Origin of the sequence: Polynucleobacter sp. es-MAR-4, assembly GCF_018882055.1 — a bacterium.
Classification (GTDB): domain Bacteria; phylum Pseudomonadota; class Gammaproteobacteria; order Burkholderiales; family Burkholderiaceae; genus Polynucleobacter.
In genome coordinates, this window is record NZ_JACVPF010000002.1 from 506,401 (window position 1) to 531,899 (window position 25,499).

The window sequence follows — 25,499 nt, forward strand, 5'->3', positions numbered from 1 at the left end:
TGGCTTACCTTAATTTCAGGCTGGAGAGGCCAATGAGGACTAATAAAATGGTGATGATCCAGAAGCGAACGACTACCTGTGTTTCGCGCCAGCCACCTAATTCGAAATGGTGATGCAGTGGTGCCATCCTAAAAATACGACGGCCCTCACCAAAACGCTTCTTGGTAAATTTGAACCAGAACACTTGCAGCATTACTGACAGTGTTTCTGCCACAAAGATTCCGCCCATGACAAAGAGCACGATTTCTTGACGAACAATCACAGCGATTGTTCCAAGTGCACCACCTAATGCAAGCGCACCAACGTCACCCATGAACACTTGAGCAGGATGGGTGTTGTACCAAAGGAATGCTAAGCCTGCGCCACCCATAGCACCACAGAAAATCATGAGCTCACCTGCACCAGGGATATATGGGAACAATAAATACTTTGCGTAAATTGCATTTCCCATCACATAAGCAAAAGCACCCAGAGCAGCACCAACTAATATCACTGGCATGATGACCAGACCATCGAGTCCATCGGTGAGATTCACAGCATTGCTGCTACCAACAATCACCAAGTAACTCAAAATGATGAAGCCCATCACACCTAAGGGATAACTCACTTCTTTCATAAATGGAATGAGTAAGTTTGATTTGGCAGGTAAATCTAAAGCAAAGCCGCTCTTAAGCCAATCAAAGAACAACTGCAAGACCTTGAGGTTATTCACTTCAGATACCGAGAAAGCTAAATAGATAGCAGCAAATAATCCAATCAAAGTCTGCCAAAAAAACTTTTCTCTAGAGGCCATTCCCTTAGGATCTTTACGCGCCACTTTACGGTAATCATCAACCCAGCCTACCAACCCAAATCCAAAAGTCACAATCATCACAATCCATATAAAGCGATTACTTAGATCGGCCCACAGCATGCAGGAGATAAAAATACCCAACAGAATCAGTACACCACCCATTGTTGGGGTGCCTGATTTCACTAAATGGGTTTGTGGGCCATCGGTACGAACCGCTTGACCCATCTTCAATGCAGTCAACTTGCGAATAACCCATGGGCCAGACACTAAGCCGATCAACAAAGCAGTCACTGTTGCCATTACCGCTCTAAAAGTAATGTAATTGAAGACTCGGAAAAATCCAAAATCATCCTGTAACCATTGCGCCAATATTAAGAGCATGTTTTAGCCTCCTCTAACAAGGCCTGTACTACACGCTCCATGCGCATAAAACGAGATCCCTTAACCAAAATATCTAAGTGCTGCCGTTTGCCTGACTCTTCATCCGCCAGTGCCACATTGAGCTCGTCAAGCAACTGATCTAGTGTGGTGAAATGTGTAGCACCGCTAGCAAGCTCAGTCTTTCCTGAATCATTAAAACCCTGCACCGCAAATTTGCACTGCTCTCCGAGGGCAAATAACTTACTAATTCCCTGTTCAGCAGCATAGGCTCCAACTTCCTCGTGGAACGCAGGGCCTTGATCACCTACCTCACCCATATCACCCAATACCAACCAAGCAGTATTGCCAGACTGTTTAAGCGCATCAATAGCAGCCCTTACAGAATCAGGGTTCGCGTTGTAACTATCGTCAATCAAGGTGCGAACCGCATTTAAAGGCTTTGATTGCATGCGGCCATTGACCGGGACAAAAGATTCCAGACCAGCTTTAATTTGTTCGAGCCTTAAACCGGCGCCCAAAGCAACTGCGCTAGCTGCTAAAGCATTGCGCACATTGTGACTTCCTAAGGTATTGAGCTGTACCTCGATCTTGCCTAGTTCGGTTGTAATTTCAACTCTTCCACTAGCCAATAACTTACCGGTCACTGAAGCCTTAGCTAAAACAGGGCCCGAAGATAAGGCGAAGTCAATGACCTTACGTCCTGCGGCAGCTTGATACCAAACATCAGAAAATTCAGAATCTGCTGGGAATACTGCAACACCGTCTGCAGGAAGAGCGCTCAAAGCAGTTGCATGTTCTTTTGCAACTGCTTCGACAGTCGCCATAAATTCTTGATGCTCGCGCTGCGCATTATTGATCAAGGCAATATTTGCTTGGGCAATATGAGCTAACTCTGCAGTTTCACCAGGATGATTCATTCCCAACTCAATCACAGCTAAGCGATCGGTTGATCGCATGCGTAGCAAGGTTAAAGGTAAGCCAATATCATTATTGAAGTTACCTTTAGTAACCAGGGTGCACTCTTCACCAGCAACCGACTTGAAGATCGAAGCAATCATCTCTTTTACAGTGGTCTTGCCATTAGAGCCCGTTACTAAAGCCACTGGGATGGAAAACTGTGCACGCCATGCTTTTGCCAGCTCACCCAAACCCTGTCTAACATCCTGGACACATACTGCAGGTAAGTTTGTAGGGCATTTTTCTTTATGGCTAATCAGTGCCGCACTTGCGCCTGCCGTTGCCACATCACCCAAGAAATCATGCGCATCGAAACGATCGCCCGATAAAGCAATAAATAATTCATCAGCCTGAATCTGACGACTATCGCTGCCAACACGAGAAATAGAAATTGCTTCAACAGACTTTGCATCAGCATGAATCAACTGACTGCCTGGCAACATGGCATGCACTTGAGCAAGGGTAGTCATGGGTGCACTCATACGCTTCCCCCTGCCGCCAAACGAATATGCTCTTGATCTGAAAAATCAAATTTCTTGCCATTGATTTCTTGAGTGGACTCATGCCCTTTGCCGGCAACCAAAACAATATCCTTGATATCAGCATGCCGTACTGCAGCCATAATGGCAGCCGCTCTATCAGGCAGAGCTTGAATATTGACCAAATCACCCGACATGCCAGCTTGAATCATGGCGATTATGGATGCTGGGTCTTCAGATCTTGGGTTATCGCTTGTAATCACAACATGATCAGCAAAGTCTTGAGCAGCCTTACCCATTTGCGGGCGCTTACCTACATCTCGATCGCCGCCACAACCAAAGACGCACCACACTTTTCCATCGCGTTGATTTGCAATAGGGCGTAATGCCGTCAATGCCTTAGTAAGGGCATCGGGTGTGTGCGCATAATCCACAACAATCAATGGCCCATCACTCTTCTGAGATTTATGAACGCGAACAAGCTCCATACGACCAGAAACAGGTCTCAAATTACTCATGCGCTTAGCGGCCTCAGCTGGACTTATGCCTTGCGCCAATAGAATTGCCCAAACAGCAAGACAATTACTCAAATTAAATTCACCCAATACCGCAAGCTGAACAAGGCTTGAGCCTAGAGCATCACAATTAAATTGAGATGCATAACCAGTAGGTGTGAATTCAGTATTTTCTGCATACACCCGCTTCAATCGATCGCCAAATTTTTCAAATCCAGCAAAGGCATTGCTGCACAATGCGTAGCCCCATACTTGAGGACCATCGACAGCGAGGAGCTTCATTGCTAATTCGCGACCAAATGCATCATCAAAATTGATGATGGCATTTTCAACTTGCGGCAGCTGAAATAGTTTCGCTTTTGCCTCAGCATACTCACCCATCGTGCCGTGATAATCCAAGTGATCTTGAGTTAAATTGGTAAATACCGCACTGCGCACATTTAGCCCAGCAATACGATCTTGATCAAGTGCATGAGAGGAAATCTCTATGGCCACTTGCTCAGCACCCGCATCAAGCAATTCTTTTAATTGGGTTTGTAATCGAGGTGCATCTGGGGTGGTGTAACCAGTCTCGATCAATGCGCCCGGAAAACCGGTACCCAACGTACCCAAAACTGCAGCACGATGATTGGGTTGATCTAATGCCTGTGCCAGCCACTGCGTAATACTGGTCTTGCCATTAGTGCCTGTAACACCAATGACATTAAGCTTTTCACTTGGGAAGTCATACCACTCAGAACAAAGTGCTCCAGCCAAGCTGGATAAATTTTCAATAGCAAAACACTCTGGTCGGTCTAAGTATTCATTAGCAACACCATCCGCAGGATCAAATACCACTGCTGCCGCACCATTTGCTAAGGCAGCTGCGATGTAATCACGACCATCACGTAGGGCATTGCCATGACCAACGGGGTATGCAAAGAATATATCGCCAGATTGGATTTGACGACTATCAGCAGTTACTTTTGCATCTGCAGATGTGAGATCGCGCAAATTCGAGATCAAAAGATGAGGTTCAATATTTACCATTGCCATCATCTCTTTAAAACCACAGCATTTGTTTTAACTGCAGCACTCTGAATTTCTACAGGACTTTGATCCTGCATTGCTTTCTGCTTAATGGGGCTATCTGGCAACACATTTAAAGTACGCAGAGTCTCACTCACAATAGTAGAGAAAACAGGGGCGGCAACATCACCGCCATAGTGACTGCCACCTGTCGGCTCATCAATCATCACGGCAACCACAATGCGAGGCGCACTAATTGGCGCAAGACCTGCAAAGTAAGCACGGTATTTATTACCGTAGCCCTTACCCACTAATTTATGCGCTGTACCTGTTTTTCCACCAACCCGGTAACCCTCAGCCTGTGCTTTGATTGCAGTACCACCAGGTTCTGTTACCGACTCCATCATGCTGCGCATCTCAAGCGCAGTCTTAGCAGAAATAATATGTGTGCCAGGCTTGAACTCTGGACTACGTTCGATCGTGAGCGGGACTAATTCGCCATCGCGCGCAAAGATCGTGTAAGCACGAGCTACCTGAAATAGTGAACCTGAAATACCGTAGCCAAATGCAATCCGCGCCTGATCGGTTGGCATCCACTTTTTAAAGGGATGCACTGTTCCAGCCACTGCCCCAGGAAAACCAATCTTTGGCGCCTGACCTAAGCCAACGGATGTATAAAAATTCCACATCTCTTCTGCGCTTAAATTATTCATCGCAATTTTGGCTGTACCAATATTGCTAGATTTCTGAATAATTTGAGCAACAGTCAAGTTGCCATAAGGATGGGTATCTGTAATCGGTTTTGGGCCCACCAAATATTTAGCACCAATTGCCATATTGGTATTAGGAGTGATTACACCCTTCTCTAAAGCAATCGCTACCGTTAAGGGCTTCATAGTTGAGCCAGGCTCAAAAGTATCGGTTAATACGCGATTACGTAACTGCTCACCCGTCAACTTCTTACGATCATTTGGGTTATAGCTTGGGTAATTTGCCAAAGCCAAGATCTCGCCGGTATGTGTATCCAACACTACAGCGCCGCCAGCGCTTGCACGATGTTGCTCAACAGCACTCTTGACAGCGTTATATGCCAGAAACTGAATCTTGCTATCAATCGAAAGTTGTAAATCCTTGCCGTTTTGAGGTAACTGCAAAATCGCAACATCCTCAACAACACGACCAAGTCGATCCACAACCACTCGGCGAGCACCTGGATGTCCAGCCAGGTCTTTTTCCCTCGAGAGCTCCATGCCCTCTTGACCGCGATCTTCCACATTAGTGAACCCAACGACGTGCGCCATTGCTTCACCTTCTGGATAAAAGCGACGATATTCGTTATTCAAGCCAATGCCTGGAATTTCTAACTGCTTAATCTGTTGCGCCACTTCTGGATCTACTTGGCGCTTTAGGAAAATCTGCTTACGTTCCTCTTTCAGTTTTTTGCGCAACTCTGATTCGCTCATCTGCAATAAGCCCGCTAACTTCTGCACCTTATCTGCAGCCAAATCATCAGGCACGGTATCGTTATAGGCGATGACCGACTTTGCCTCAAGGCTGGTGGCAATCACCTGGCCATTGCGATCCAATATTTTTCCGCGCGAAGCAGGTAACTCTAATTCACGCTGAGTACCACGTACGCCTTTAGCTTCATAGAAGGCATTTCCTGGACCTTGGATCCAGAAGGCGCGGATCAATAGCAACATGAATACGAAGAACAACATGAACAGCATGAGGCGTGACCGCCACATTGGCAGACGCAATACTAAATTGGGCGTAGTTGAAAAACCTACTGGCCTCATCTAGCCTCCTTCAAGTACAAAGTACGCTCTGGAGATATGGGAACCATGTGCAACTGATTGCGGGCAACATCACGAATCCGCGCAGATTTAGAGAGATTGCGCTGCTCATACTCCAAACGTAACCAGTCTTGATTGAGTTTGCGCTCTTCAATTTGCGCACGCTCTAAAGAGATAAATAATTTACGTGCACGCTGCTGTGCTGCAACCAAGGATAGGGCGCAGACTAATAGCAGTACAAGCAAGGTAAGCGTTGCGCGATTCAAGCCATCACCCCTGGACGTTTTTCAGCAACGCGCATGATTGCCGAACGAGCACGAGGATTTTCTCGAACCTCTTCATCGCTTGGCTTAATACGTCCAATAATTTCCAAAGCACTCTGCGGTAGATCTCGATCACGAACAGGCAATCCACGCGGCACTTCAACCTTCGCATGTGACTGTAGAAACTGCTTCACAATTCGGTCTTCTAAGGAATGGAAGCTAATCACCGCTAAGCGCGCACCTGGCTTTAATAAATTCAGGGCTGCTTTTAACCCGAGCTCCAAATCTTCCAATTCACGATTAATAAAAATGCGTAAGGCCTGGAAAGTTCTAGTGGCTGGGTCTTGCCCAACTTCTCTTGTACGAACAACGCTGGCTACTAAGCTCGCTAATTGCAAAGTGGTTTTTGGAGACAAGCCTTCTTCTCGCTTTGCCACAATAGCTTTAGCGATCTGAAATGCAAAACGTTCTTCGCCATAAGTCTTAATCACGCGCGTGATGTCCTCTTGTGATGCTTGCTCTAACCATTCTGCTGCCGTCAAACCATGATCTGTGTTCATGCGCATATCGAGCGGGCCATCCTTGCGAAAGGAAAAGCCACGATGTGCTTCGTCCACCTGTGGAGAGCTGATGCCGAGATCTAGCAAAATGCCATCGACTGATTCTGGCTCCGCATACTGATCCATCTGCGCAAAACTGTCGTGCACGATTCGTAAACGTGAATCGTTGATTTTTTCCGCTACTGCGATCGCATCTAAATCCTTGTCGAAAGAAATCATTCGCGCGCTCGGAGGTAATCGCGAAAGCAGTGCTTGCGTATGACCGCCACGCCCAAAGGTTCCATCGATCAAGAGTAGATTTTTTGATGCTTCGGGAGAGGTGATGCGTGGGCCACTGATCAGCGCCGTCACCGCCTCGGCCAGTAATACTGGGCGATGAGTTATGTTCATGGCACCCTGTCATCAAAAATTAAATTGCTTCAGGGCTTCAGGCATACCTTGTGCAATGGCAGCCTGTTCTTTTGCAGCGTAAGTAGCGGCGTCCCACAACTCTAGATGACTACCCATGCCGAGTAGCATCACTTCTTTTTCAATGTTTGCAGCTGATCGCAACTCTGGGCTCACCAAAATTCTTCCTGCGCTATCTAAATCCACTTCCGCGGCATTACCAAGGAAGATTCGGCGCCACCAATGGGCATCCATCGGCAATTGAGCTACACGTGAGCGGAAGGTTTCCCACTCAGGACGTGGGAACAACAGGAGGCATCCATCAGGGTGTTTTGTAAGCGTAATTCGACCCTCACCTTGAACTAACAAGGCGTCACGATGCTTTGCCGGCACAGACATGCGGCCTTTTGCATCTAAATTGAGAGCTGACGCACCTTGAAACACCATTTACCCCACTTTTTCACACTTCCTCCCACTTTAGAGGATCGCAATAAGAGGGTCAAGTGTTTTTGGGTAATTTTTTAGGAAATTTCCTAGTGATTACAAACACTTAGCGTCATGTCTTGATAAAATGGTGACTATAAAAATGCTACTTGAAACAACGGCTTGGAAAATATACTTAAGAATAGGTCTTAGCTATTTAGCCTAATAATGGATAAATATACTGTATTAATAAACAGTATTACAAATAAAAATATGCAAAATAATTAATTTAGAACTAAATTTTGTAAGCAGTGCTTGTCATGACTTTTGACATCGCTTGCATGAGCTTCTGAATTGGTTCGGGCAAGACCGCACCACCAGCAGAAATTGCGGCCTGTCCATGCTCAATTTCATCCATTCGCATTTGGTCAACAATGGCACGAGAACGCTCATCTTCTACAGGTAATTTTTTGAGATGACTCTCGAGATGATTTTCAACCTGCTTTTCTGTTTCCGCCACAAATCCCAGGCTCCACTTATCGCCCGCTAAGCCAGCAGCCAAGCCGATTGCAAAGGATCCTGCATACCAAATTGGGTTGAGATAACTCGTGTGCGAACCTAGCTCTTGAAGGCGTGTTTCGCACCAAGCTAAATGATCCATTTCTTCCTGTCCAGAGTGATCCAACATCTGTCGAATTTCAGGATTGCGAGCAACTAATTTTTGCGATTGATAGAGCGCTTGAGCACAAACCTCACCCACATGATTAACGCGCATTAATCCAGCAGCATGCTCTCGCTCTATCGGATCTAACAAAGCAGTAGATTGCTTATCTGAGCCCGGAGTTGGACGATGAGCATGAGCACCCCCCACGACTGAACGTAAGGCTGTATCAAACTCAATAATGAAGCGGTCGATTAGCGCCATAGGCTTGCCAAAACTAGACTAAAACCTCTGCTTTGCAGCTTTGTTTGGTCTTCAAGCCCAGCTCAGCCAATAGCTCACGGTCTTGTTCTGCCTCGGGATTGCCGGTAGTAAGTAGTTGCTCACCATAGAAAATAGAATTCGCACCGGCCTGGAAGCACATGGCCTGAACTGCCCTGCCGAGCTCCTGCCGACCAGCCGATAAACGTACTCGTGCACGCGGCATCGTAATCCGAGCTACAGCAATAGTTCTCACGAATTCCAGAGGATCCAAGGGCTTCTGATCTTCCAGTGGAGTGCCTGCAACAGGAACCAGGTGGTTAATTGGAACTGATTCTGGATACGGGCTTAAATTGGCCAAACGCGCTAGGAAAGCTGCGCGCTGTTCACGGGACTCACCCATGCCCACAATACCGCCGCAACACACTGACATGCCTGCTGCACGCACATTAGAAATCGTGTCTAAACGGTCTTGATATCCCCGAGTAGAGATGACTGAGCGATAGAAGTCCTCGCTGGTATCCAAATTGTGGTTATAGAAGTCCAAGCCAGCCTCTTGAAGGGCTTGGGCCTGATTGGCTTCCAGCATCCCTAGAGTGGCACAGGTTTCAAGGCCTAAGGCCTTCACACCCTTAATCATGGCAGTGACTTTTTCAATATCTCGGTCTTTGGGCTCCCGCCAGGCGGCGCCCATACAAAAACGGTTAGATCCGGCGGCCTTGGCAGCCTTAGCAGCCTCAAGCACCTCGTCCAGATCCATCAACTTATTAGCCTTCACGTCAGTGTCGTAACGGGCTGCCTGGGGGCAATAGCCACAATCTTCAGGGCACCCACCAGTCTTAATTGATAAGAGCGTAGCTAATTCCACATCGCCATCAGGGAAGTTAGCGCGATGGGTCTCTTGCGCTTTAAACATCAATTCGCTAAATGGAAGGGCAAATAGAGCCTCAATTTGAGCCACCGACCAAGCGCCTGATGCGTCGACCTCTTTATGCAAATCCTTTTGGGACTTGACTTGGGTGAGGGGTTTTTCAGTAGTTTGGGTGGCCTGCATGGTCGAATTCCAGAAAATAGATCAATTCAAGGCATAAACATAACAGATACAGGCCTAAATTAGGAAAAACTAGTGGTCAAATACCAAACATGAAGCCTATTTCTGATCCAAATCAAACCACCCTGGTTGATCGCAGCCTAGATGCCGTTTGGCATCCCTGCACTCAGATGAAGCATCACGAGTCATTGCCCTTGATTGCCATTACTAAGGGTAAGGGTGCTTGGTTATTTGATGACAAGGAAAATGCGCTACTCGATTGCATTAGCTCTTGGTGGACGAATCTGTTTGGTCACTCCAATCCGCGCATCAATCAAGCCATTAGCAGTCAACTAGAAAAAATTGAGCACGTCATGCTCGCCGGATTTACTCACCCACCTGTAGTGGAGCTTTCCGAGAAACTGTCCGCCTTAACTCAAGGTCATTTGGGTCACGTTTTTTTTGCGTCTGATGGCGCCTCTGCAGTAGAGATTGCTTTGAAGATGAGTCATCACTTTTGGCGTCTAAACAATCTACCGCAAAAGAAAAAATTTGTCTGCCTAGAAAATGGTTATCACGGAGAAACCTTAGGTGCATTAGCAGTTACAGATGTTGCGATTTTTCGTGAAGCCTACGGCTCACTTTTGCAAGATGTTTTCACCGTACCTTCACCTGATGCGCGAAAAGCAAAGCCTGGTGAAAGTGCTGATGATGTTGCTAGGCAAGCTGCCAAAAAATTAGAGTTGTTGCTAGAAGCAGAGCATCGCTATATTGCGGCCATCATCATTGAACCACTCGTTCAATGCGCAGGGCAAATGGCGATGTACTCACCAGAATATTTACGCTTAGTGCGCTCGCTCTGCGATCGCTATAGCGTTCACCTCATCGCCGATGAGATTGCCGTAGGCTGCGGTCGTTCAGGAAAATTTTTTGCTTGTGAGCACGCAGGAATTTGGCCAGACTTTTTAACATTATCTAAAGGCATTAGCGGCGGCTACCTGCCCTTGTCACTCTCCATGACAACTGATGAAATTTATAAAGCCTTCTATGGCGATCAAATGCAACAAGGCTTTTTACACTCGCATTCCTATACAGGGAATCCATTAGCGTGCGCCGCTGCACTTGCGTGTTTAGAAATTTTTGAAACTGAATCTGTTCTTGAAAAAAATATTGGGCGTAGTAAAGATCTCGCAAGTGCATTTTCTTGGGCAAAGGAAGATGTTCATATTGAACATTTCCGCCAGCAAGGCATGATCCTGGCCTTTGATATCAAACCTGAATCACTAAAAAATTCTGCGACGTTTTCACGTGACATGTTTTCAGCAAGCATGGCAGAGGGCATTCTCATCCGACCAATTGGCAATACGATTTATGTGATGCCGCCGTACATCCTCACCACTGAGGAAGCAATGCAAATGGGTGCCTCCGTACAAAGAGCTCTAAATCAGGTGCTGGCATGAGTAAACTATTTACAGCTCGCAATATGGCAGAACACCAGATTGCCGACTTAGATACGCAATTACTGAGACGTAAACTGCGTACCAATGAATCACCCTGCGACACCAAAGTCTATGTTGATCAGCGAGAACTTAAAGCATTTTGTAGTAACGATTACTTAGGTCTAGCCAACCATCCTGAATTGATTGCCGCACTTGCGGAAGGTGGAAAACTATATGGGGTTGGTAGCGGCGCATCGCACTTAATTAGCGGTCACAGCATTGCGCATGACTTGCTTGAAAAAAAATTAGCTGCCTGCGAGAGTAAACATATTCCCAATGCAAGGGCACTGTTCTTTAGCACTGGCTATCTTGCCAATATCAATGCGATTACTGGCCTAGCTAGATTAGCGGAACAAGGTAAAGCAAGTATTTATTCAGCCAAACTCAATCACGCCTCTTTGATTGACGGTGTCCGTCTAGCTAGCGCACAAACTAAAGCTAAGGTGGCATTGTTTGATCACCAAAATCTTGACTCACTGGAAGAATCCCTAAAGCAAGATACCCACCCCCTCAAGTTAATTGTGGTCGATGGTGTATTCAGCATGGATGGGGATATCGCGCCCGTAGAAAAACTCCTTCACCTTGCCGAACAATATGACGCCTTGTTGATGGTAGATGATGCGCATGGATTTGGCGTGCTTGGTGAGCAAGGTCACGGTATTTTGGAACAAGCAGGCGTGCATTCCGAACGAATCATTTATGTCGGCACGCTAGGTAAAGCAGCCGGGGTTAGTGGTGCATTTATTTGCGCAACTGAATTCTTTATTGAATGGCTCATTCAAAAGGGGCGGCCCTACATTTACAGTACAGCTACACCCCCAGCGATTGCTCACACCTTACTTAGCAGCCTTAAGTTGATCGAAGGTGCTGAAGGCATTGCTCGTCGCAAACAACTTAATGAACTCATTCAGATTTGGCGCGATGAAATGACATTCTCAGGCTGGAAAAAAACTCCTTCATCTACTCCAATTCAGCCCGTCATTTTAGGAAGCAATGCCAACGCATTAGCAGTAGCTAAGCTCTTGGATGAAGCAGGCTATTGGATTCCAGCAATCCGCCCGCCCACCGTTCCAGTTGGTAGTTCGCGTTTACGCATTACTTTTTCTGCAAACCATACTGTTGATGACGTACGCGAGTTGATTCAGGTATTGAAAATCATTGAACAAACAGTAGAAAGTAATTCATGACATTGAATACATCTACTGGTTATTTTGTAACGGGCACGGATACTGAGGTTGGGAAGACTTTAGCTAGTGGCGCCCTGATTCTCAAGTTAAAGGAAGCGGGTACACGTGCAATTGGCTTTAAGCCTGTGGTTGCCGGCACCTATATTGACGCGAGCGGTCATCAATTGAATGAAGATTTGGAGACATTGAGGATTGCCGCAGGATTAAATCCTCATGAACAAAGTCTTTGTCCTTACGTTCTTGATCAGGCGGCAGCCCCACATCTTGTTGCCCAGACAAATGATATCTATCTTGATTCCACCATCATCTTGGGTGATTTGCATTCTCTGAATCAACAATTTGAAGTGGTCATTGTTGAGGGTGCGGGCGGATTTTTAGTTCCCTTGAATGAACAAGAAGATTTAGGTGACCTAGCTCAGGCAATCGATTTACCAGTCATCCTCGTAGTGGGTATGCGCTTGGGATGCATTAATCACGCCCTTCTCACTTGCGAAGCAATTCAGTCGCGTCAATTAACGATTGCCGGCTGGGTAGCGAATACGCTTTCAGAGGAAATGCCTTTTTTAGAAGAGAACATTCAAACCTTAAAAGATCGAATTTTTGCGCCATTTTTAGGTGTCATCCCCACCCTTCCGCAGCAGCTTCAGAAACCCGAGAATACCCCCTACTCCATAGAGGCCTTACGATTTGCTGCAGGGCATATAAAGCTGCCTGAGTAAATTCAGATAAGATGAAGCTATGCGATTACTTCCAGAAATCATCGACTCCGCATCAGCCATTCAAGAGATTCGCCGCAATATTCATGCGCACCCAGAATTGCGTTTTGAAGAAAACCGCACCTCTGATCTTGTAGCGGAAGCACTTTCGAGCTGGGGAATCACGGTTTATCGTGGCCTTGGAAAAACTGGGGTCGTCGGCAAGCTTGATGGTGACTTAGGTCCAGGCAAGATGATTGGTTTGCGTGCCGACATGGATGCACTGCCATTGCAAGAACACAACACCTTTGAACATACCTCAAAGAATCCCGGGAAAATGCATGCTTGTGGTCATGATGGCCATACAGCAATGCTCTTAGGTGCTGCTCAATACCTATCCAATCATCGCGACTTCAAAGGCTCGGTGATTTTTATTTTTCAGCCTGCAGAAGAAGGCGGTGCTGGTGCGCAAGAAATGATTAACGATGGATTATTTAAACAATTTCCTTGCGATGCTGTCTTTGGTTTACACAACTGGCCAGGACTTGCCGAAGGCCATTTTGGCGTGACTTCCGGCCCGATGATGGCCTCAAGCAATACTTTCGAAATCACTATCCGCGGTAAAGGTGGGCACGCTGCTTTGCCACACAATAGTGCTGACCCCGTACTGGCCGGAGCTCAAGTTGTCCAAGCACTACAAAGCATCATTACCCGAAACAAGCGTCCAGTGGATGCAGCTGTCTTATCAGTAACGCAGTTTCATGCAGGCGAGACGAGCAATGTTATTCCTGACAGCGCGTTTATCGGCGGAACCGTTCGCACATTCACAATAGAAGTTTTGGACTTAATTGAACAGCGTTTACGAGAAATCTCACACAACGTATCTAGTGCCTTTGACTGTCAAGCAGAAGTGAGTTTTGCTCGCAACTACCCCCCACTCATTAATCACGATAAAGAAGTAGAGTTTGCTAGTGAAGTGATGGGGGAGCTCGTCGGAGCACAAAATGTCAATACCTCAATTGATCCCACGATGGGCGCCGAAGACTTTGCATTCATGTTGCTGGAGAAACCTGGTTGCTATGTGTTCCTGGGAAATGGTGATGGCGATCACCGCGCAGTAGGACATGGCATGGGTCCATGCCATCTTCACAATCCTTCTTATGACTTCAATGATGCATTGATTCCTGTTGGCGTGAACTACTGGGTCAAGCTAGCTCAACGCTACTTAGAAAAATAATTACTCTGAGTACTGAAGTTTTACGAGTTCGTAAATTTAGCTGGGCGCTTTTCCATAAAAGCTGCCATACCTTCTTTTTGATCCTTGGTCGCAAAGCAAGAATGAAATAAACGACGCTCAAAATGAATGCCTTCTGAGAGCGTAGTTTCATAAGCGGTATTAATTGCCTCTTTCACCATCATTGCAGTAAGTAATGGCATGTCTGCAATTGTCTTTGCAATCGCTTTGACTTCTTTTAGCAAATCAGCTTGAGGGAAGATGCGAGCGACCAGGCCCGAGCGCTCAGCTTCGGCAGCATCCATCATACGGCCCGTCAATGCTAAGTCCATTGCTTTTGCTTTGGAAACTGCGCGCGGTAATCGCTGCGTACCACCAGCACCTGGAATGATCCCCAGCTTTACTTCGGGTTGTGCAAACTTAGCACTGTCAGCGGCCATGATGGTGTCGCACATCATCGCCAATTCACATCCGCCACCAAGAGCATATCCAGATACTGCCGCAATCACTGGCTTACGTACTTTTCTAATTTGCTCCCAGTTGCGAGAGATAAAGTCACCGCGATACACATCAGCGAATCCATACTTCGCCATCGTTGCAATATCTGCGCCAGCGGCAAATGCTTTTTCACTGCCGGTGACAATAATGCATCCAATATTGTCATCAGCATCAAAACTTAACAGGGCTTTGCCCAACTCATCCATCAGCTCATCGTTCAGGGCGTTTAATACTTGCGGGCGGTTAAGAGTAATGACGGCAACCTTGCCATCTACTTCAGTCAATATGGTGTTGTAAGTCATCGATCTCTTTCAAAAGTGATTTGTTTAGCGTGGCAACAATAACCACATCTTGCCATCTTGCTTCATGCGCCCCGCCAATTCTCCGGCCGCATCTCCTGATCCCCAATAGTAATCCGCTCGTACCCCACCCACAATGGCTTTACCTGTATCTTGGGCCATCACCAATTTTTGCAGGGCTTGACTACTCAATGGTCTAGTCGTACTCAAAAATACCGGGGCACCCAAAGGCATCGCCTTCAGATCAATAGCAATACTGCGTTCTGCTGTTAAAGGCACTCCCAAAGCACCGTTAGGGCCTAAATCGGCGCTGACATTACCTGGCAACTCCTTGAAGAATACAAAGCGCGGATTGGCATTTAGCATCTCTTCCACTTGGCCTGGGTTACGTTTAGCCCACGCACTAATGCCTTGCATGGTCGCCTGACTGCGGGAAATTTCTTTACGATCCAATAGCCACTGTGCAAACGACTTAAAGGGCTGATCATTGGTACCGGCATAACCAAGTCGTAATACGCGCCCATCTTCCAAACGAATTTTTCCAGAGCCCTGAATTTGCATGAAGGCAGCAGCCACAGGATCTTGCACCCAGGCAATTTCTGAGCCCCGCAGCACCCCAGAACTCATCAGCTCTGCACGCGTTGGTGCAGGGCTTGGCTTGGCGCCCTTCCACGCATTGGGCAGGCCATACAAGGGAACGGTATAAGTGGACGTCCGGGTCTGAGAGCCACTCATAACAGGCTCGTAATAACCTGTGATTAGTCCAGACTCTTTCCCAGTAGCACTGTTACTCACCTCATAGACCTGAAAATTCTCCTCAAAATATTGGCGAATCGCACGTCCATCTCGACCTGAAACGCTACTGGCTTGAGCGCATACCTGACGCCAGTTAACCTCACTATTGCGCTTACGCAAGGCATCACAACTCTTGAGCCAAGCCGGCCATGCTTGCGTTAAATCATCCCCTTGCCAGCCAGGCAAGTCTTGCCATGACGCTGATCGAAAGCTAGCAATTGAGGAGCTATAGGAGGATGGGGCGCCACCGCTAGAGCGGTAGCCAGATCCTCGGGTAGGAGGTGTGGAGCAAGCCGCCAAGAGACTAGCAAGGGTGATAGCGAATACACTGCAGAGAAGAATTCGTGAAGTAGTCTCGCGACTTATTAATTTGGATATAGAAATCATGATTGCCAATTTACTCGATGAATACCCAATGATCCTATTTGCGGTAGAGGGAGGGATCGCTTTAGCGCTCCTACTCTTTATTGTCCTTTGGACCGGTAAGGGGAAAAAGTAGTGCTTTGGGAGCCTAATGCAGGGTTCTAGGCATTACCAAGGCGAATTCAGGGATCGGAGCCTGGAAAAACTGGGCCTCTTCAGTTACGCAGAAATACTCTCCACGCATCGTACCGGCTGGCGTCGGTAAAGTGGCCCAGCTGGTGTACTCAAATTGCTCCCCCGCCCTTAAGAGGGGTTGTTGACCTACAACCCCTAAGCCGCGGACCTCCTGGACATCATTGTCCCCATCCGTAATAAACCAATGACGGGCAATGAGCTGAATACTTGCCGTACCAGTGTTTCTGATAGTGACCGTATAGGCAAACGCAAACTGGCGGTTATCAGGGTCGGACTGGTCGGGCAAATACTGGGTTTTGACCGTAATGCTGATTTCATGAGGATTCATGCTCGAATTCTGCTCCATCCTAAGGCCAACTGCAAGCTAGAATCTAGGGATGGATAGCCAGAAATCACCCTCAAATACCCAGTTTGTCATCGCCCCCTCCATTTTGTCAGCTGACTTTGCCTGCCTAGGCAAAGAAGTTCAAGATGTTCTCTTAGCGGGCGCAGACTGGATTCACTTTGATGTGATGGACAACCATTACGTTCCAAACCTCACTATTGGGCCCTTGGTTTGTGAAGCAATTCGCCCGCATGCGACTAAGAATGCCAAACCGGCCATGATCGATGTGCATTTAATGATCGAGCCAGTAGATCGCATCGTCCCAGATTTTGCGAAGGCAGGAGCAAACCTTATTAGCTTTCATCCAGAAGCAAGCCCTCATGTGAACCGCACAATTAATTTGATTCGCGATCAAGGTTGTCAGGCTGGCTTAGTTTTAAATCCAGCCACTCCACTTGATCACCTCGATCACACCCTTGAATTGCTCGATCTAGTTTTGTTGATGTCAGTGAACCCAGGCTTTGGCGGTCAGTCATTCATTCCAAGCACTCTCAATAAAATTGCTCAGGTGCGTGCACGCTTAGATCGCCATCAACAAGAAACTGGTCGCCATATTCGACTTGAAGTTGATGGTGGAATTAAAGTCGACAATATTGCAGAAGTAGCCAAAGCTGGTGCAGATACATTCGTTGCAGGCTCCGCAATCTTTGGCAAAGAAAATTATGCTGATGTAATTAAGGCGATGCGTGCAGAACTAGCGACGTCAGGAAAAGCGTAATGCAGCACGAAGAATTTCTTGCTCTAGCAAAACAGGGCTTCAATCGCATTCCATTGGTAAAAGAAGTTTTAGCCGACTTGGAGACACCTCTCTCGCTTTACGTCAAACTCACACAAGCCTTTGGACAAAAGAATACATACCTTCTGGAATCTGTTTTAGGTGGCGAGCGCTTTGGTCGCTTCTCCTTTATTGGCCTGCCCGCAAAAACTGTATTGAGAACAGTGGGTACGCCAGATTCACCAAAGACTGAAATACTTTTTAATGACAAAGTGATTGAAACTAATCATGACAACCCATTAGATTTTGTAGATGCTTATTTCAAGCGCTTCAAAGTAGCGGTACAGCCTGGTCTACCCCGCTTCTGCGGCGGCCTTGCGGGATACTTTGGGTATGACACAGTTCGCTATATTGAATCGCGTTTAGCGAAACACAATCTGCCAGATGAATTGGGTGTGCCTGATATTCAACTGATGCTCACCGAAGAGTTGGCAGTGGTTGATAACGTCGCAGGTCGTATTTATTTAATCGTCTATGCAGACCCCAGTGTTACTGATAGCTTTGAAAAAGGCCAGGCTCGATTAAAAGAATTGCTTGCTTGCCTAAGCAAACCGGTGAGCATGCCAGCCTCTCTACCAAGCACTAAAACTGAATTGGTACGTAAATTCAAAGCGACTGATTTTGAAAATGCTGTTCTCAAAACCAAAGAATATATTTTGGCTGGTGATTGCATGCAGGTGGTAATTGGTCAACGCATCAGCAAACCATTTACAGACTCACCTCTCGCTCTATACCGCGCTTTGCGATCTTTGAATCCATCGCCTTACATGTACTTCTACGACTTTGGTGACTTGCAAGTGGTGGGCTCTTCTCCAGAGATCCTGGTACGCCAAGAGCAACGTGAAAGCCAGAAGATTGTGACAATTCGCCCTCTAGCTGGCACACGTCCTCGTGGTGCCACGCCTGAAGAAGATGAACGCCTTGCTACAGAATTACTTGCCGACCCAAAAGAAATTGCTGAGCATGTCATGTTGATTGACTTAGCGCGTAACGATGTGGGCCGCATTGCAAAGACGGGTACCGTCAAGGTAACCGATTCAATGTCAATTGAAAAGTATTCTCACGTACAACACATTGTTAGTTCGGTTGAGGGTGAGCTGCTAGACAATATGAGCAATATGGATGTCTTGAGGGCAACCTTCCCGGCCGGCACTTTATCGGGCGCCCCAAAAATTCGGGCGATGGAAATTATTGATGAGATGGAAATTGTGAAACGTGGCGTCTATGGTGGTGCGGTAGGCTACCTCTCCTTCTCTGGAGATATGGATGTAGCAATCGCTATTCGCACCGGCGTGATTCGTGATGGCGTATTACATTCTCAGGCGGGTGCTGGCGTAGTTGCGGACTCGGACCCCACTGCTGAATGGAAAGAAACCGAAGCCAAGGCACGCGCAGTATTAATGGCAGCAGACTTAGTTCAAGGAGGTCTTGATGCTCCTCATGATTGATAACTACGATTCATTTACCTACAACCTGGTTCAATACTTTGCAGAGCTTGGTGAGGAGGTAAAAGTTTTCCGTAATGATGAAATTTCGGTTGAAGAGATTGCCAAAATCAATCCTGCGCGTATTTGTATTTCACCAGGGCCTTGCAGTCCTGCGGAGGCAGGCATCTCAGTAGCGACTATTCAACGCTATGCTGGACAGATTCCGATTCTTGGGGTCTGTCTTGGGCATCAAGCTATCGGCGAAGCTTTTGGTGGCAAGATTATTCGCGCCCAAAAAGTGATGCATGGCAAAACGGATGACATTCATCACACTGGTGTTGGCGTTTTCAAAGACCTGCCCAACCCATTTAAGGTGACGCGTTATCACTCTCTTGCGATTGAGAAGAGTTCATTGCCAGCAGCTCTTGAAGTTACAGCTACATCATCCGATGGTGAAATCATGGGTGTGCGCCATAAAGAATTGGCAGTTGAGGGTGTGCAATTTCATCCAGAATCGATTCTTTCTGAGCATGGCCATGCGCTGCTGAAGAATTTTCTACAAGCAAAATAACTAAAAGTACTCCAAGAAGCTCTATGCCTATTACTCCTCAGCAAGCATTACAACGTTGCATTGAACATCGCGAACTCTTTCATGATGAAATGACAGCCATGATGCGTCTGATTATGAGTGGTGAGATGCCACCCACTTTAGTTGCCGGCCTACTAGTTGCCCTACGCACTAAAAAGGAGACTGTTGGTGAAATTGCCGCAGCCGCACAAGTCATGCGCGAATTTGCGACACCAGTTCATGTAGCGGATAGAAAAAATTTAGTTGACGTAGTTGGTACTGGGGGTGATGGTGCCCATACCTTTAATATTTCTACCGCAGCAATGTTTGTGGCGGCAGCTGCCGGGGCCAAAATTGCTAAGCACGGCAATCGTAGCGTCAGCAGTAAATCCGGAAGCGCAGATATTCTGGAGTCTCTAGGTGTGAAGTTATCACTTTCCCCAGAGCAAGTGGCAAAGTGCATTTCAGAGGTTGGGGCAGGCTTTATGTTTGCACCAAATCATCATCCTGCAATGAAAAATGTTGTGCCAATTCGTAAAGATTTGGGCGTGCGCACGATATTCAACATCTTAGGGCCACTCACTAACCCGGCAGATGCCAAGCGCATTCTGATGGGCGTATTCCATGCTGACTTAGTTGGCATTCAAGCACGCGTTCTACAAGCTATGGGTATGGATCACGCACTGGTAGTCTATGGCCGCGATGGTTTGGATGAGATCTCCCTCGAGGGCCCTACTCTCGTAGGCGAATTAAAGGATGGTCAGGTCCGTGAATATGAAATTCATCCGCAAGACTTTGGTCTAAATACTGCACCGACCAATAGCTTTAAGGTAGCTGATGCCGAAGAATCTAAAGCCATTGTTTTGGATGTCCTCAACAAAACACCTGGCCCAGCGAGCGACATCGTTTGCCTCAATGCTGGCGCAGTGCTGTATGTAGCGGATGTAGCGCCGAGTATTGCCAGCGGCATTCAGATGGCGCAAGCTGCTATTGCATCTGGCGCCGCCCTGCAAAAGTTAAACCAATTTGTAGCTGCAACCCAAAATTAATTAAGAACTTCATGAGCGATATCCTCGATAAAATTGTTGCCACCAAAAAAATTGAGGTTGCCGCTGATTCAAAAAAAATCTCCTTAGCCAACCAACGCGATCAAGCCGAAGAAAATAATCGTGACGCAGCGTTAAAACCACGGGGCTTTATTCAATCTATCGAGAAAAAGATTGTTGCAGGCAAAGCTGGAGTGATTACGGAGATTAAAAAAGCTAGCCCTAGCAAAGGAATCTTACGCGAGCACTTTCAGCCTGCTGAGATTGCACAATCCTATGAAAAAAACGGTGCGGCCTGCTTATCCGTTCTCACAGACAAGGATTATTTCCAAGGATCTAATGCTTATCTTCAGGCTGCTAGAGCCGCTTGTGGAATTCCCGTACTACGTAAAGACTTTACGATTGATCCCTATCAAGTCTATGAAGCTAGAGCAATCGGTGCCGATGCTATTTTATTAATTGTGGCGTGCTTAGAGCTCAATCAAATGAAAGAGTTGGAAGCTTGTGCTCATGAACTTGGTCTCGACGTATTGGTTGAGGTTCATAACGCTCCAGAATTGGAGCAGGCCCTCGAGTTAAAGACGCCGTTACTCGGTATCAACAATCGTAATCTAAAGACTTTCGAAGTTACCCTTCAAACAACCTTATCTTTACTATCGATGGTGCCTACTGGAAAAACACTGGTTACTGAATCGGGCATCATGAGTCGTGCTGATGTGCAGTTGATGCGTGATCATCAGATCAATGCATTCTTGGTGGGCGAGGCATTTATGCGCGCGAATGATCCGGGCGCGGCTTTAAGCGAACTATTTAATTAAGCGCGCTGAGAACGCTTGAGTAAATCAAGCCCAGCTTTAATAAGACCAACTAGTAGCACTGTTCCCAATACATCACCAAGCAGCATCACAAGGAAGTGATTAAAGCTTCCAGTCTCATCAAGACCCCTGACCGCAAACCACCATTGATGCAAGCCTGCACTTAATAGGGCGTAGATCAAAATACATAGTGCTAATTTTGGTAAGCTCAAATTACTGAGGTCGGGCGAGACATTTACATTGCTCACTACAAAAATTCTTGCTAGATAAGGAGCAAATCCAGATATCAAGCCAATTCCTATGCAGGTAGTGAGCTCTGGTGGAAATTGCCCAAAATAACAAATCATGAAAGATGCGAGCGCAATTCCAACAGCGCCGGATAAGCCAAAAACGAGCGTCAGGAATAAACGTAAGCCGGCGGGAAGGTAAATCCAATTCACACCCAACCCATAAGCTAGATGGCTTGTAAGCCAATCGTTGAGATAAAACAGAATTGAATAGGAGAAAATACTAACCAAAAAGCCTGTCATCGATTCCGAGAATATTCTTTTCATGACTATCAGCATGGTTATTTATGAATTATTGGCTCATACTACCAGCCCATGAATTAGGGAATATACTGAGACTAACCCTGAGGCTAATAGCCTCTAACAACACCAATATAAAGCCATGTCCACCGTCAAATCTTCTTGCTACATTCGATTTTTAAACCTGATTGATGTGCTTGACCGCATCAATCCTGGGAAAAAGCTCGACTCTATTGAAGAAAGTCTTTTAGATAAAATTATTTTGAGCTTTCATGACAAGAAGTCCATTTTGGTTGGCGATCTTATTTCTTTATCTGATCTCGGCTCCCAAGCAACCCTTCATGGGCGACTCAAAAATCTCAGTGCCATGGGTTATATCAAGATGGCTGCAAATGAAGATGGGCGCAAAAAAGAAGTGGTGCCCAGCAAGATAGCCATCAAACGCTACGAAGAAATCTCCAAGTGTTTAGAAAAAGCTGTTAAAGCAAGCTAATTCAGGTCCAAATAGAGCAAAAAGCCCTTATTTATTAAGGGCTTTTTGCTTTTGAGCTGCTGATTTAAACGTTGAAAAGGAAGTTCAAGACATCACCATCTTTAACAACATACTCCTTGCCCTCAGCACGCATCTTTCCGGCTTCTTTGGCGCCAGACTCACCCTTGAATTGAATAAAGTCTTCAAAAGCAATGGTTTGCGCACGAATAAAGCCACGCTCAAAGTCTGTATGAATCACTCCGGCAGCCTGCGGAGCAGTATCACCTTGATGAATAGTCCATGCACGCACCTCTTTGACGCCAGCCGTGAAGTAAGTCTGTAGACCCAATAACTTATAACCCGCACGAATCACGCGATCTAATCCAGATTCCTCCATACCGAGGTCTGCCAAGAACTCTGCTTTGTCAGCATCGTCTAAATCGGCGATCTCAGCCTCGATTGCTGCACATACGGCAACCACCGGTGCGCCCTCCTTAGCTGCATGCTGAATCACTGCTTCTAAATGCGGATTGTTAGCAAAGCCATCTTCTTTAACGTTAGCGATATACATCGCAGGCTTTGCAGTAATTAAGCACAACGGCTTTAAGAGTAGGTTTTCTTCTTCGGTTAACTTCAAGCTTCGTACAGGCTGAGCTTGATCCAAATGCGCCTGCACCTTAGTCAGAACGGCAACTAGGGCTGCCGCATCCTTATCATTCCCTGACTTAGCCGCCTTACTTGAACGCTGTAGGGTCTTTTCAACGGTAGTTAAGTCTGACAAAGCCAACTCGGTATCAATCACCGCGATATCGGAAATTGGATCGATCTTTCCAGCCACGTGAATCACGTTAGCATCCTCGAAACAACGAACCACATGGGTAATCGCGTCTGTTTCACGAATGTTGGCCAAGAATTGATTTCCCAGGCCCTCACCTTTAGAGGCGCCAGCCACCAAACCCGCAATATCGACAAATTCGACAGCAGCAGGCAGGATGCGCTCAGGCTTCACAATCTCAGCCAGAGCGGCTAGACGGGGGTCAGGAACCTCGACCACACCCACATTAGGCTCGATCGTGCAGAAAGGATAGTTTTCCGCCGCGATTCCAGCCTTGGTAAGCGCGTTAAAGAGGGTAGATTTGCCGACGTTAGGCAGGCCGACGATGCCACATTTCAAAGACATAGCCGTATTGTAAAGGGCTAGTTTCGATATCATCGAGATATGTCAGAAGTTCGCCAAAATACCCACGCTAGTTTGCCTAAAAATACCCCCCAAATGCGGACGGTTGATGTTGTCGTAGTAGGCGCAGGCATAGCAGGCAAGGCTTGTGCACTAGGCCTAGCTCAACTTGGTCTACAAACCATTCAAATTGCTCCCGACCTTGGGCACGCTATTCCTGCCCCCCAAGGGGATCAATGGGGACAACGTATTTACGCTTTTTCTCCGAGCACCCAAAAATTACTGTCCCATCTACAGATTTGGGATGCAATTGATCACAGTCGTATGCAGCCTGTTCGAGATATGCGAATTTATGGCGATCGCGGAGAAAAACATGATCGACTGCATCTATCTGCTTTTGAAGCAGGCACGCCCCAGTTGGCCTGGATTGGCGAAGCAAATGTGATCGAACACACCCTAGATCAAGCCTCACGCTTCCAAAATAAATTGGAGCGCATCAATGACGCAGTAACAAACATTCAAGTAGATTCCGACGGGGCAACCCTTCACCTCACAAATGGATCTACTCTGCGTGCTCAACTCATCATTGCTGCTGATGGAGCTAATTCACCCATTCGAACTGAGCTAGGAATTTCAATAAAAGAAGAAAGCTATTCACAAAGCGCCGTAGTAGCCAATTGGATTTGCAGTAATGCGCATTTAGAAACCGCCTACCAATGGTTTTTGCCAGGTGGCGATATTGTGGCGATGTTGCCATTGCCAAATAAGCAAGTCTCTATGGTGTGGTCAACCTCGCCTGAAAATGCTGCTGAACTTTTAAAGCTTGATCAATCCGGCTGGAATGAAAAATTTTCCTCAATTGCTAATGGGGCAATCATCGAGCAACTTGGATCGCTTACGCTCAATTCGACGCCAGCCGCTTTTCCATTAAGGAGAATTCGTGCAAGTCGCTTTATCGGGCCAGATGACAATCCCAAGGTTGCGCTAATTGGTGATGCTGCTCATGTGATGCATCCCCTCGCTGGACAAGGCTTGAACTTAGGATTGAGAGATGTGGCAACACTGTTAAATATTTTGAGTAAGCGGGAGTCCTTCCGCTTGCCGAGCGATAAAGTATTGCTACGCCGTTACGAACGTCAGCGTCAAGGCGACACCAGCGCCTTGCTCTGGGTGACAGACAAACTGAAGAAGCTATTCTCAGCAAGCAGCGGCACTGAAATGCAATTACGTAACTGGGGACTAGGCATGGTCAATCGTAGTCACTTTATTAAACGACGCCTCATTGAGCGCGCCCTCGGAGATTCTGATTTTGAATAAATTATTTTCTACTTTTGCGTTAGCACTCTCCCTCAGCCTTCTGGCGGGAATAGTCAACGCACAATCAGAACAACAGGTCCGAGCTGAATTGCAAAAGAAGATTGGCGCCAACACCAAAATTAAAAGTGTTTCTCCATCACCCATTCCAGGCATATACGAAGTGTTGGTTGGAAACGATGTGTTTTATACCGATGCGAGTAGCAAGTATTTAATTCAGGGTGAAATCATTGAGATTGCAACAGGGAAAAATATTACTGAACAAAAACAGGCAGACCTGAATCGCATTAAATGGTCCGAACTGAACCCATCCAATGCACTAAAAGCAGTACGTGGAAATGGCAGTCGACAGCTGGCTATTTTCTCTGACCCGAATTGCGGTTACTGCAAGCGTTTGGAAAAATCTTTGCAGCAATTAGATAATGTTACTGTCTACACCTACTTAATTCCAATTCTTTCCGCCGACTCTGCACAAAAATCTAAACAAATTTGGTGCTCTGCTGACCCGCAAAAGGCTTATGTTGACTGGATGATCAATGGTATTACTCCGAGCGGCAAAGGCGACTGCGCTACTCCTTTGGACAAGAATATGGCGTTTGCCAAAACCTATGGCATTACAGGCACTCCGACTATTTTCTTTACTGATGGTAGTCGCTTCCCGGGTGCCGTTCAAATCACTGATATTGAAAAGAAATTTAGCAGCTTGAAGTAATT

At 46.7% G+C, this 25,499-nt stretch carries 26 protein-coding genes; 12 read left to right on the plus strand and 14 right to left on the minus strand.

The genetic code is table 11. From position 1 onward, the window contains the following. Positions 1-4 precede the first annotated feature (4 nt). The 9 genes from mraY to bioB all read right to left on the minus strand — a co-directional run bounded on the left by mraY (position 5) and on the right by bioB (position 9,538). Complete coding sequence (gene mraY, locus ICN16_RS08640) at positions 5-1,174, minus strand: phospho-N-acetylmuramoyl-pentapeptide-transferase (RefSeq protein ID WP_216136581.1); 1,170 nt, start codon at positions 1,172-1,174, stop codon at positions 5-7. Continuing rightward, positions 1,165-2,613, minus strand: coding sequence for a UDP-N-acetylmuramoyl-tripeptide--D-alanyl-D-alanine ligase (murF, locus tag ICN16_RS08645; RefSeq protein WP_255533708.1), 1,449 nt, complete (start codon positions 2,611-2,613; stop codon positions 1,165-1,167). Before murF ends, mraY begins: the two co-directional genes overlap by 10 nt. Continuing rightward, a complete protein-coding gene (locus ICN16_RS08650; protein WP_216136584.1) occupies positions 2,610-4,163 on the minus strand; it encodes a UDP-N-acetylmuramoyl-L-alanyl-D-glutamate--2,6-diaminopimelate ligase in 1,554 nt (517 codons plus the stop codon). Before ICN16_RS08650 ends, murF begins: the two co-directional genes overlap by 4 nt. After that, entirely contained in the window at positions 4,160-5,932 is a 1,773-nt protein-coding gene (locus ICN16_RS08655; RefSeq protein WP_216136585.1) for a penicillin-binding protein 2, read from the minus strand. Before ICN16_RS08655 ends, ICN16_RS08650 begins: the two co-directional genes overlap by 4 nt. Then, positions 5,929-6,195, minus strand: coding sequence for a cell division protein FtsL (gene ftsL / locus ICN16_RS08660; protein ID WP_088527827.1), 267 nt, complete (start codon positions 6,193-6,195; stop codon positions 5,929-5,931). Before ftsL ends, ICN16_RS08655 begins: the two co-directional genes overlap by 4 nt. Then, the gene (gene rsmH, locus ICN16_RS08665; RefSeq protein WP_216136588.1) at positions 6,192-7,142 is read right to left on the minus strand and encodes a 16S rRNA (cytosine(1402)-N(4))-methyltransferase RsmH; all 951 of its coding nucleotides are present in this window, start codon (positions 7,140-7,142) and stop codon (positions 6,192-6,194) included. The genes ftsL and rsmH overlap by 4 nt, the downstream gene beginning before the upstream one ends. A gap of 12 nt (positions 7,143-7,154) precedes the next feature. After that, on the minus strand, positions 7,155-7,583 hold the full coding sequence (mraZ, locus tag ICN16_RS08670; protein WP_216136937.1) for a division/cell wall cluster transcriptional repressor MraZ: 429 nt from the start codon (positions 7,581-7,583) through the stop codon (positions 7,155-7,157). A 274-nt stretch (positions 7,584-7,857) separates the two neighbouring features. Continuing rightward, positions 7,858-8,487 carry a 2-polyprenyl-3-methyl-6-methoxy-1,4-benzoquinone monooxygenase gene (coq7, locus tag ICN16_RS08675; protein ID WP_216136591.1) on the minus strand — a complete coding sequence of 210 codons (630 nt, stop codon included), beginning with the start codon at positions 8,485-8,487 and terminating at the stop codon, positions 7,858-7,860. A 13-nt stretch (positions 8,488-8,500) separates the two neighbouring features. After that, positions 8,501-9,538, minus strand: a complete 1,038-nt coding sequence (bioB, locus tag ICN16_RS08680) for a biotin synthase BioB (RefSeq protein ID WP_216136594.1) — start codon at positions 9,536-9,538, stop codon at positions 8,501-8,503. A gap of 89 nt (positions 9,539-9,627) precedes the next feature. Here bioB and bioA point away from each other — a divergent pair, with 89 nt between their 5' ends. The 4 genes from bioA to ICN16_RS08700 are packed head-to-tail and all read left to right on the plus strand — an operon-like array spanning position 9,628 to position 14,132. Then, entirely contained in the window at positions 9,628-10,974 is a 1,347-nt protein-coding gene (gene bioA / locus ICN16_RS08685; protein ID WP_216136597.1) for an adenosylmethionine--8-amino-7-oxononanoate transaminase, read from the plus strand. Beyond that, entirely contained in the window at positions 10,971-12,200 is a 1,230-nt protein-coding gene (locus ICN16_RS08690) for an 8-amino-7-oxononanoate synthase (RefSeq protein WP_216136600.1), read from the plus strand. Before bioA ends, ICN16_RS08690 begins: the two co-directional genes overlap by 4 nt. After that, positions 12,197-12,919 (plus strand): dethiobiotin synthase, encoded by a 723-nt coding sequence (gene bioD, locus ICN16_RS08695; protein ID WP_216136602.1) that lies wholly within the window; start codon positions 12,197-12,199, stop codon positions 12,917-12,919. The genes ICN16_RS08690 and bioD overlap by 4 nt, the downstream gene beginning before the upstream one ends. A 19-nt stretch (positions 12,920-12,938) precedes the next feature. Further along, on the plus strand, positions 12,939-14,132 hold the full coding sequence (locus ICN16_RS08700; protein WP_216136605.1) for a M20 aminoacylase family protein: 1,194 nt from the start codon (positions 12,939-12,941) through the stop codon (positions 14,130-14,132). 20 nt (positions 14,133-14,152) lie between these two features. Here the strand turns inward: ICN16_RS08700 and ICN16_RS08705 are convergent, their stop codons facing one another. The 3 genes from ICN16_RS08705 to apaG form a co-directional block, all read right to left on the minus strand. After that, positions 14,153-14,929 (minus strand): enoyl-CoA hydratase, encoded by a 777-nt coding sequence (locus ICN16_RS08705; protein ID WP_216136607.1) that lies wholly within the window; start codon positions 14,927-14,929, stop codon positions 14,153-14,155. Between the two features lie 24 nt (positions 14,930-14,953). Beyond that, a complete protein-coding gene (locus ICN16_RS08710; protein ID WP_216136609.1) occupies positions 14,954-16,108 on the minus strand; it encodes a murein transglycosylase A in 1,155 nt (384 codons plus the stop codon). Positions 16,109-16,232: 124 nt separating this feature from the next. Further along, positions 16,233-16,607 (minus strand): Co2+/Mg2+ efflux protein ApaG, encoded by a 375-nt coding sequence (gene apaG / locus ICN16_RS08715; protein WP_015420328.1) that lies wholly within the window; start codon positions 16,605-16,607, stop codon positions 16,233-16,235. 49 nt (positions 16,608-16,656) lie between these two features. Here apaG and rpe point away from each other — a divergent pair, with 49 nt between their 5' ends. From rpe to trpC, 5 genes are read left to right on the plus strand one after another with little or no spacing between them, the layout of a single operon-like run. After that, positions 16,657-17,382, plus strand: a complete 726-nt coding sequence (gene rpe / locus ICN16_RS08720; protein WP_216136612.1) for a ribulose-phosphate 3-epimerase — start codon at positions 16,657-16,659, stop codon at positions 17,380-17,382. Beyond that, complete coding sequence (gene trpE / locus ICN16_RS08725) at positions 17,382-18,887, plus strand: anthranilate synthase component I (RefSeq protein WP_216136615.1); 1,506 nt, start codon at positions 17,382-17,384, stop codon at positions 18,885-18,887. The genes rpe and trpE overlap by 1 nt, the downstream gene beginning before the upstream one ends. Next, positions 18,871-19,437, plus strand: a complete 567-nt coding sequence (locus ICN16_RS08730) for an aminodeoxychorismate/anthranilate synthase component II (protein ID WP_215334222.1) — start codon at positions 18,871-18,873, stop codon at positions 19,435-19,437. The genes trpE and ICN16_RS08730 overlap by 17 nt, the downstream gene beginning before the upstream one ends. A 23-nt stretch (positions 19,438-19,460) precedes the next feature. After that, positions 19,461-20,483, plus strand: coding sequence for an anthranilate phosphoribosyltransferase (trpD, locus tag ICN16_RS08735; protein WP_216136618.1), 1,023 nt, complete (start codon positions 19,461-19,463; stop codon positions 20,481-20,483). Positions 20,484-20,494: 11 nt separating this feature from the next. Then, positions 20,495-21,298, plus strand: a complete 804-nt coding sequence (gene trpC / locus ICN16_RS08740) for an indole-3-glycerol phosphate synthase TrpC (protein WP_216136620.1) — start codon at positions 20,495-20,497, stop codon at positions 21,296-21,298. Here trpC and ICN16_RS08745 read toward each other — a convergent pair. Beyond that, the gene (locus tag ICN16_RS08745; RefSeq protein WP_216136622.1) at positions 21,295-21,825 is read right to left on the minus strand and encodes a hypothetical protein; all 531 of its coding nucleotides are present in this window, start codon (positions 21,823-21,825) and stop codon (positions 21,295-21,297) included. The genes trpC and ICN16_RS08745 overlap by 4 nt on opposite strands. Positions 21,826-21,964: 139 nt before the next feature. On the opposite strand from ICN16_RS08745, the gene ICN16_RS08750 reads away from it, so the two are divergent. Next, positions 21,965-22,315: a hypothetical protein gene (locus ICN16_RS08750; RefSeq protein ID WP_216136625.1), complete on the plus strand. Its 351-nt coding sequence runs from the start codon at positions 21,965-21,967 to the stop codon at positions 22,313-22,315. A 64-nt stretch (positions 22,316-22,379) separates the two neighbouring features. Here the strand turns inward: ICN16_RS08750 and ychF are convergent, their stop codons facing one another. Beyond that, the gene (gene ychF, locus ICN16_RS08755; RefSeq protein ID WP_216136628.1) at positions 22,380-23,474 is read right to left on the minus strand and encodes a redox-regulated ATPase YchF; all 1,095 of its coding nucleotides are present in this window, start codon (positions 23,472-23,474) and stop codon (positions 22,380-22,382) included. A gap of 39 nt (positions 23,475-23,513) precedes the next feature. Here ychF and ICN16_RS08760 point away from each other — a divergent pair, with 39 nt between their 5' ends. Beyond that, on the plus strand, positions 23,514-24,788 hold the full coding sequence (locus tag ICN16_RS08760) for an FAD-dependent monooxygenase (RefSeq protein WP_216136631.1): 1,275 nt from the start codon (positions 23,514-23,516) through the stop codon (positions 24,786-24,788). Further along, a complete protein-coding gene (locus ICN16_RS08765; RefSeq protein WP_216136634.1) occupies positions 24,781-25,497 on the plus strand; it encodes a DsbC family protein in 717 nt (238 codons plus the stop codon). Before ICN16_RS08760 ends, ICN16_RS08765 begins: the two co-directional genes overlap by 8 nt. Positions 25,498-25,499 lie beyond the last annotated feature (2 nt).

What these genes read in the sequence shown, in the direction of transcription:
- ychF (WP_216136628.1), bottom strand. Translation starts at nt 23,474, where the DNA reads ATGTCTTTGAAATGTGGCATCGTCGGCCTGCCTAACGTCGGCAAATCT.
- trpE (WP_216136615.1), top strand. Translation starts at nt 17,382, where the DNA reads ATGCAGCACGAAGAATTTCTTGCTCTAGCAAAACAGGGCTTCAATCGC.
- ICN16_RS08655 (WP_216136585.1), bottom strand. Translation starts at nt 5,932, where the DNA reads ATGAGGCCAGTAGGTTTTTCAACTACGCCCAATTTAGTATTGCGTCTG.
- ICN16_RS08760 (WP_216136631.1), top strand. Translation starts at nt 23,514, where the DNA reads ATGTCAGAAGTTCGCCAAAATACCCACGCTAGTTTGCCTAAAAATACC.
- ICN16_RS08750 (WP_216136625.1), top strand. Translation starts at nt 21,965, where the DNA reads ATGTCCACCGTCAAATCTTCTTGCTACATTCGATTTTTAAACCTGATT.
- trpC (WP_216136620.1), top strand. Translation starts at nt 20,495, where the DNA reads ATGAGCGATATCCTCGATAAAATTGTTGCCACCAAAAAAATTGAGGTT.
- apaG (WP_015420328.1), bottom strand. Translation starts at nt 16,607, where the DNA reads ATGAATCCTCATGAAATCAGCATTACGGTCAAAACCCAGTATTTGCCC.
- trpD (WP_216136618.1), top strand. Translation starts at nt 19,461, where the DNA reads ATGCCTATTACTCCTCAGCAAGCATTACAACGTTGCATTGAACATCGC.
- coq7 (WP_216136591.1), bottom strand. Translation starts at nt 8,487, where the DNA reads ATGGCGCTAATCGACCGCTTCATTATTGAGTTTGATACAGCCTTACGT.
- ICN16_RS08690 (WP_216136600.1), top strand. Translation starts at nt 10,971, where the DNA reads ATGAGTAAACTATTTACAGCTCGCAATATGGCAGAACACCAGATTGCC.
- mraY (WP_216136581.1), bottom strand. Translation starts at nt 1,174, where the DNA reads ATGCTCTTAATATTGGCGCAATGGTTACAGGATGATTTTGGATTTTTC.
- ICN16_RS08710 (WP_216136609.1), bottom strand. Translation starts at nt 16,108, where the DNA reads ATGATTTCTATATCCAAATTAATAAGTCGCGAGACTACTTCACGAATT.
- ICN16_RS08700 (WP_216136605.1), top strand. Translation starts at nt 12,939, where the DNA reads ATGCGATTACTTCCAGAAATCATCGACTCCGCATCAGCCATTCAAGAG.
- ICN16_RS08650 (WP_216136584.1), bottom strand. Translation starts at nt 4,163, where the DNA reads ATGATGGCAATGGTAAATATTGAACCTCATCTTTTGATCTCGAATTTG.
- rsmH (WP_216136588.1), bottom strand. Translation starts at nt 7,142, where the DNA reads ATGAACATAACTCATCGCCCAGTATTACTGGCCGAGGCGGTGACGGCG.
- ICN16_RS08745 (WP_216136622.1), bottom strand. Translation starts at nt 21,825, where the DNA reads ATGACAGGCTTTTTGGTTAGTATTTTCTCCTATTCAATTCTGTTTTAT.
- bioD (WP_216136602.1), top strand. Translation starts at nt 12,197, where the DNA reads ATGACATTGAATACATCTACTGGTTATTTTGTAACGGGCACGGATACT.
- ICN16_RS08730 (WP_215334222.1), top strand. Translation starts at nt 18,871, where the DNA reads ATGCTCCTCATGATTGATAACTACGATTCATTTACCTACAACCTGGTT.
- bioB (WP_216136594.1), bottom strand. Translation starts at nt 9,538, where the DNA reads ATGCAGGCCACCCAAACTACTGAAAAACCCCTCACCCAAGTCAAGTCC.
- murF (WP_255533708.1), bottom strand. Translation starts at nt 2,613, where the DNA reads ATGAGTGCACCCATGACTACCCTTGCTCAAGTGCATGCCATGTTGCCA.
- rpe (WP_216136612.1), top strand. Translation starts at nt 16,657, where the DNA reads ATGGATAGCCAGAAATCACCCTCAAATACCCAGTTTGTCATCGCCCCC.
- bioA (WP_216136597.1), top strand. Translation starts at nt 9,628, where the DNA reads ATGAAGCCTATTTCTGATCCAAATCAAACCACCCTGGTTGATCGCAGC.
- ICN16_RS08705 (WP_216136607.1), bottom strand. Translation starts at nt 14,929, where the DNA reads ATGACTTACAACACCATATTGACTGAAGTAGATGGCAAGGTTGCCGTC.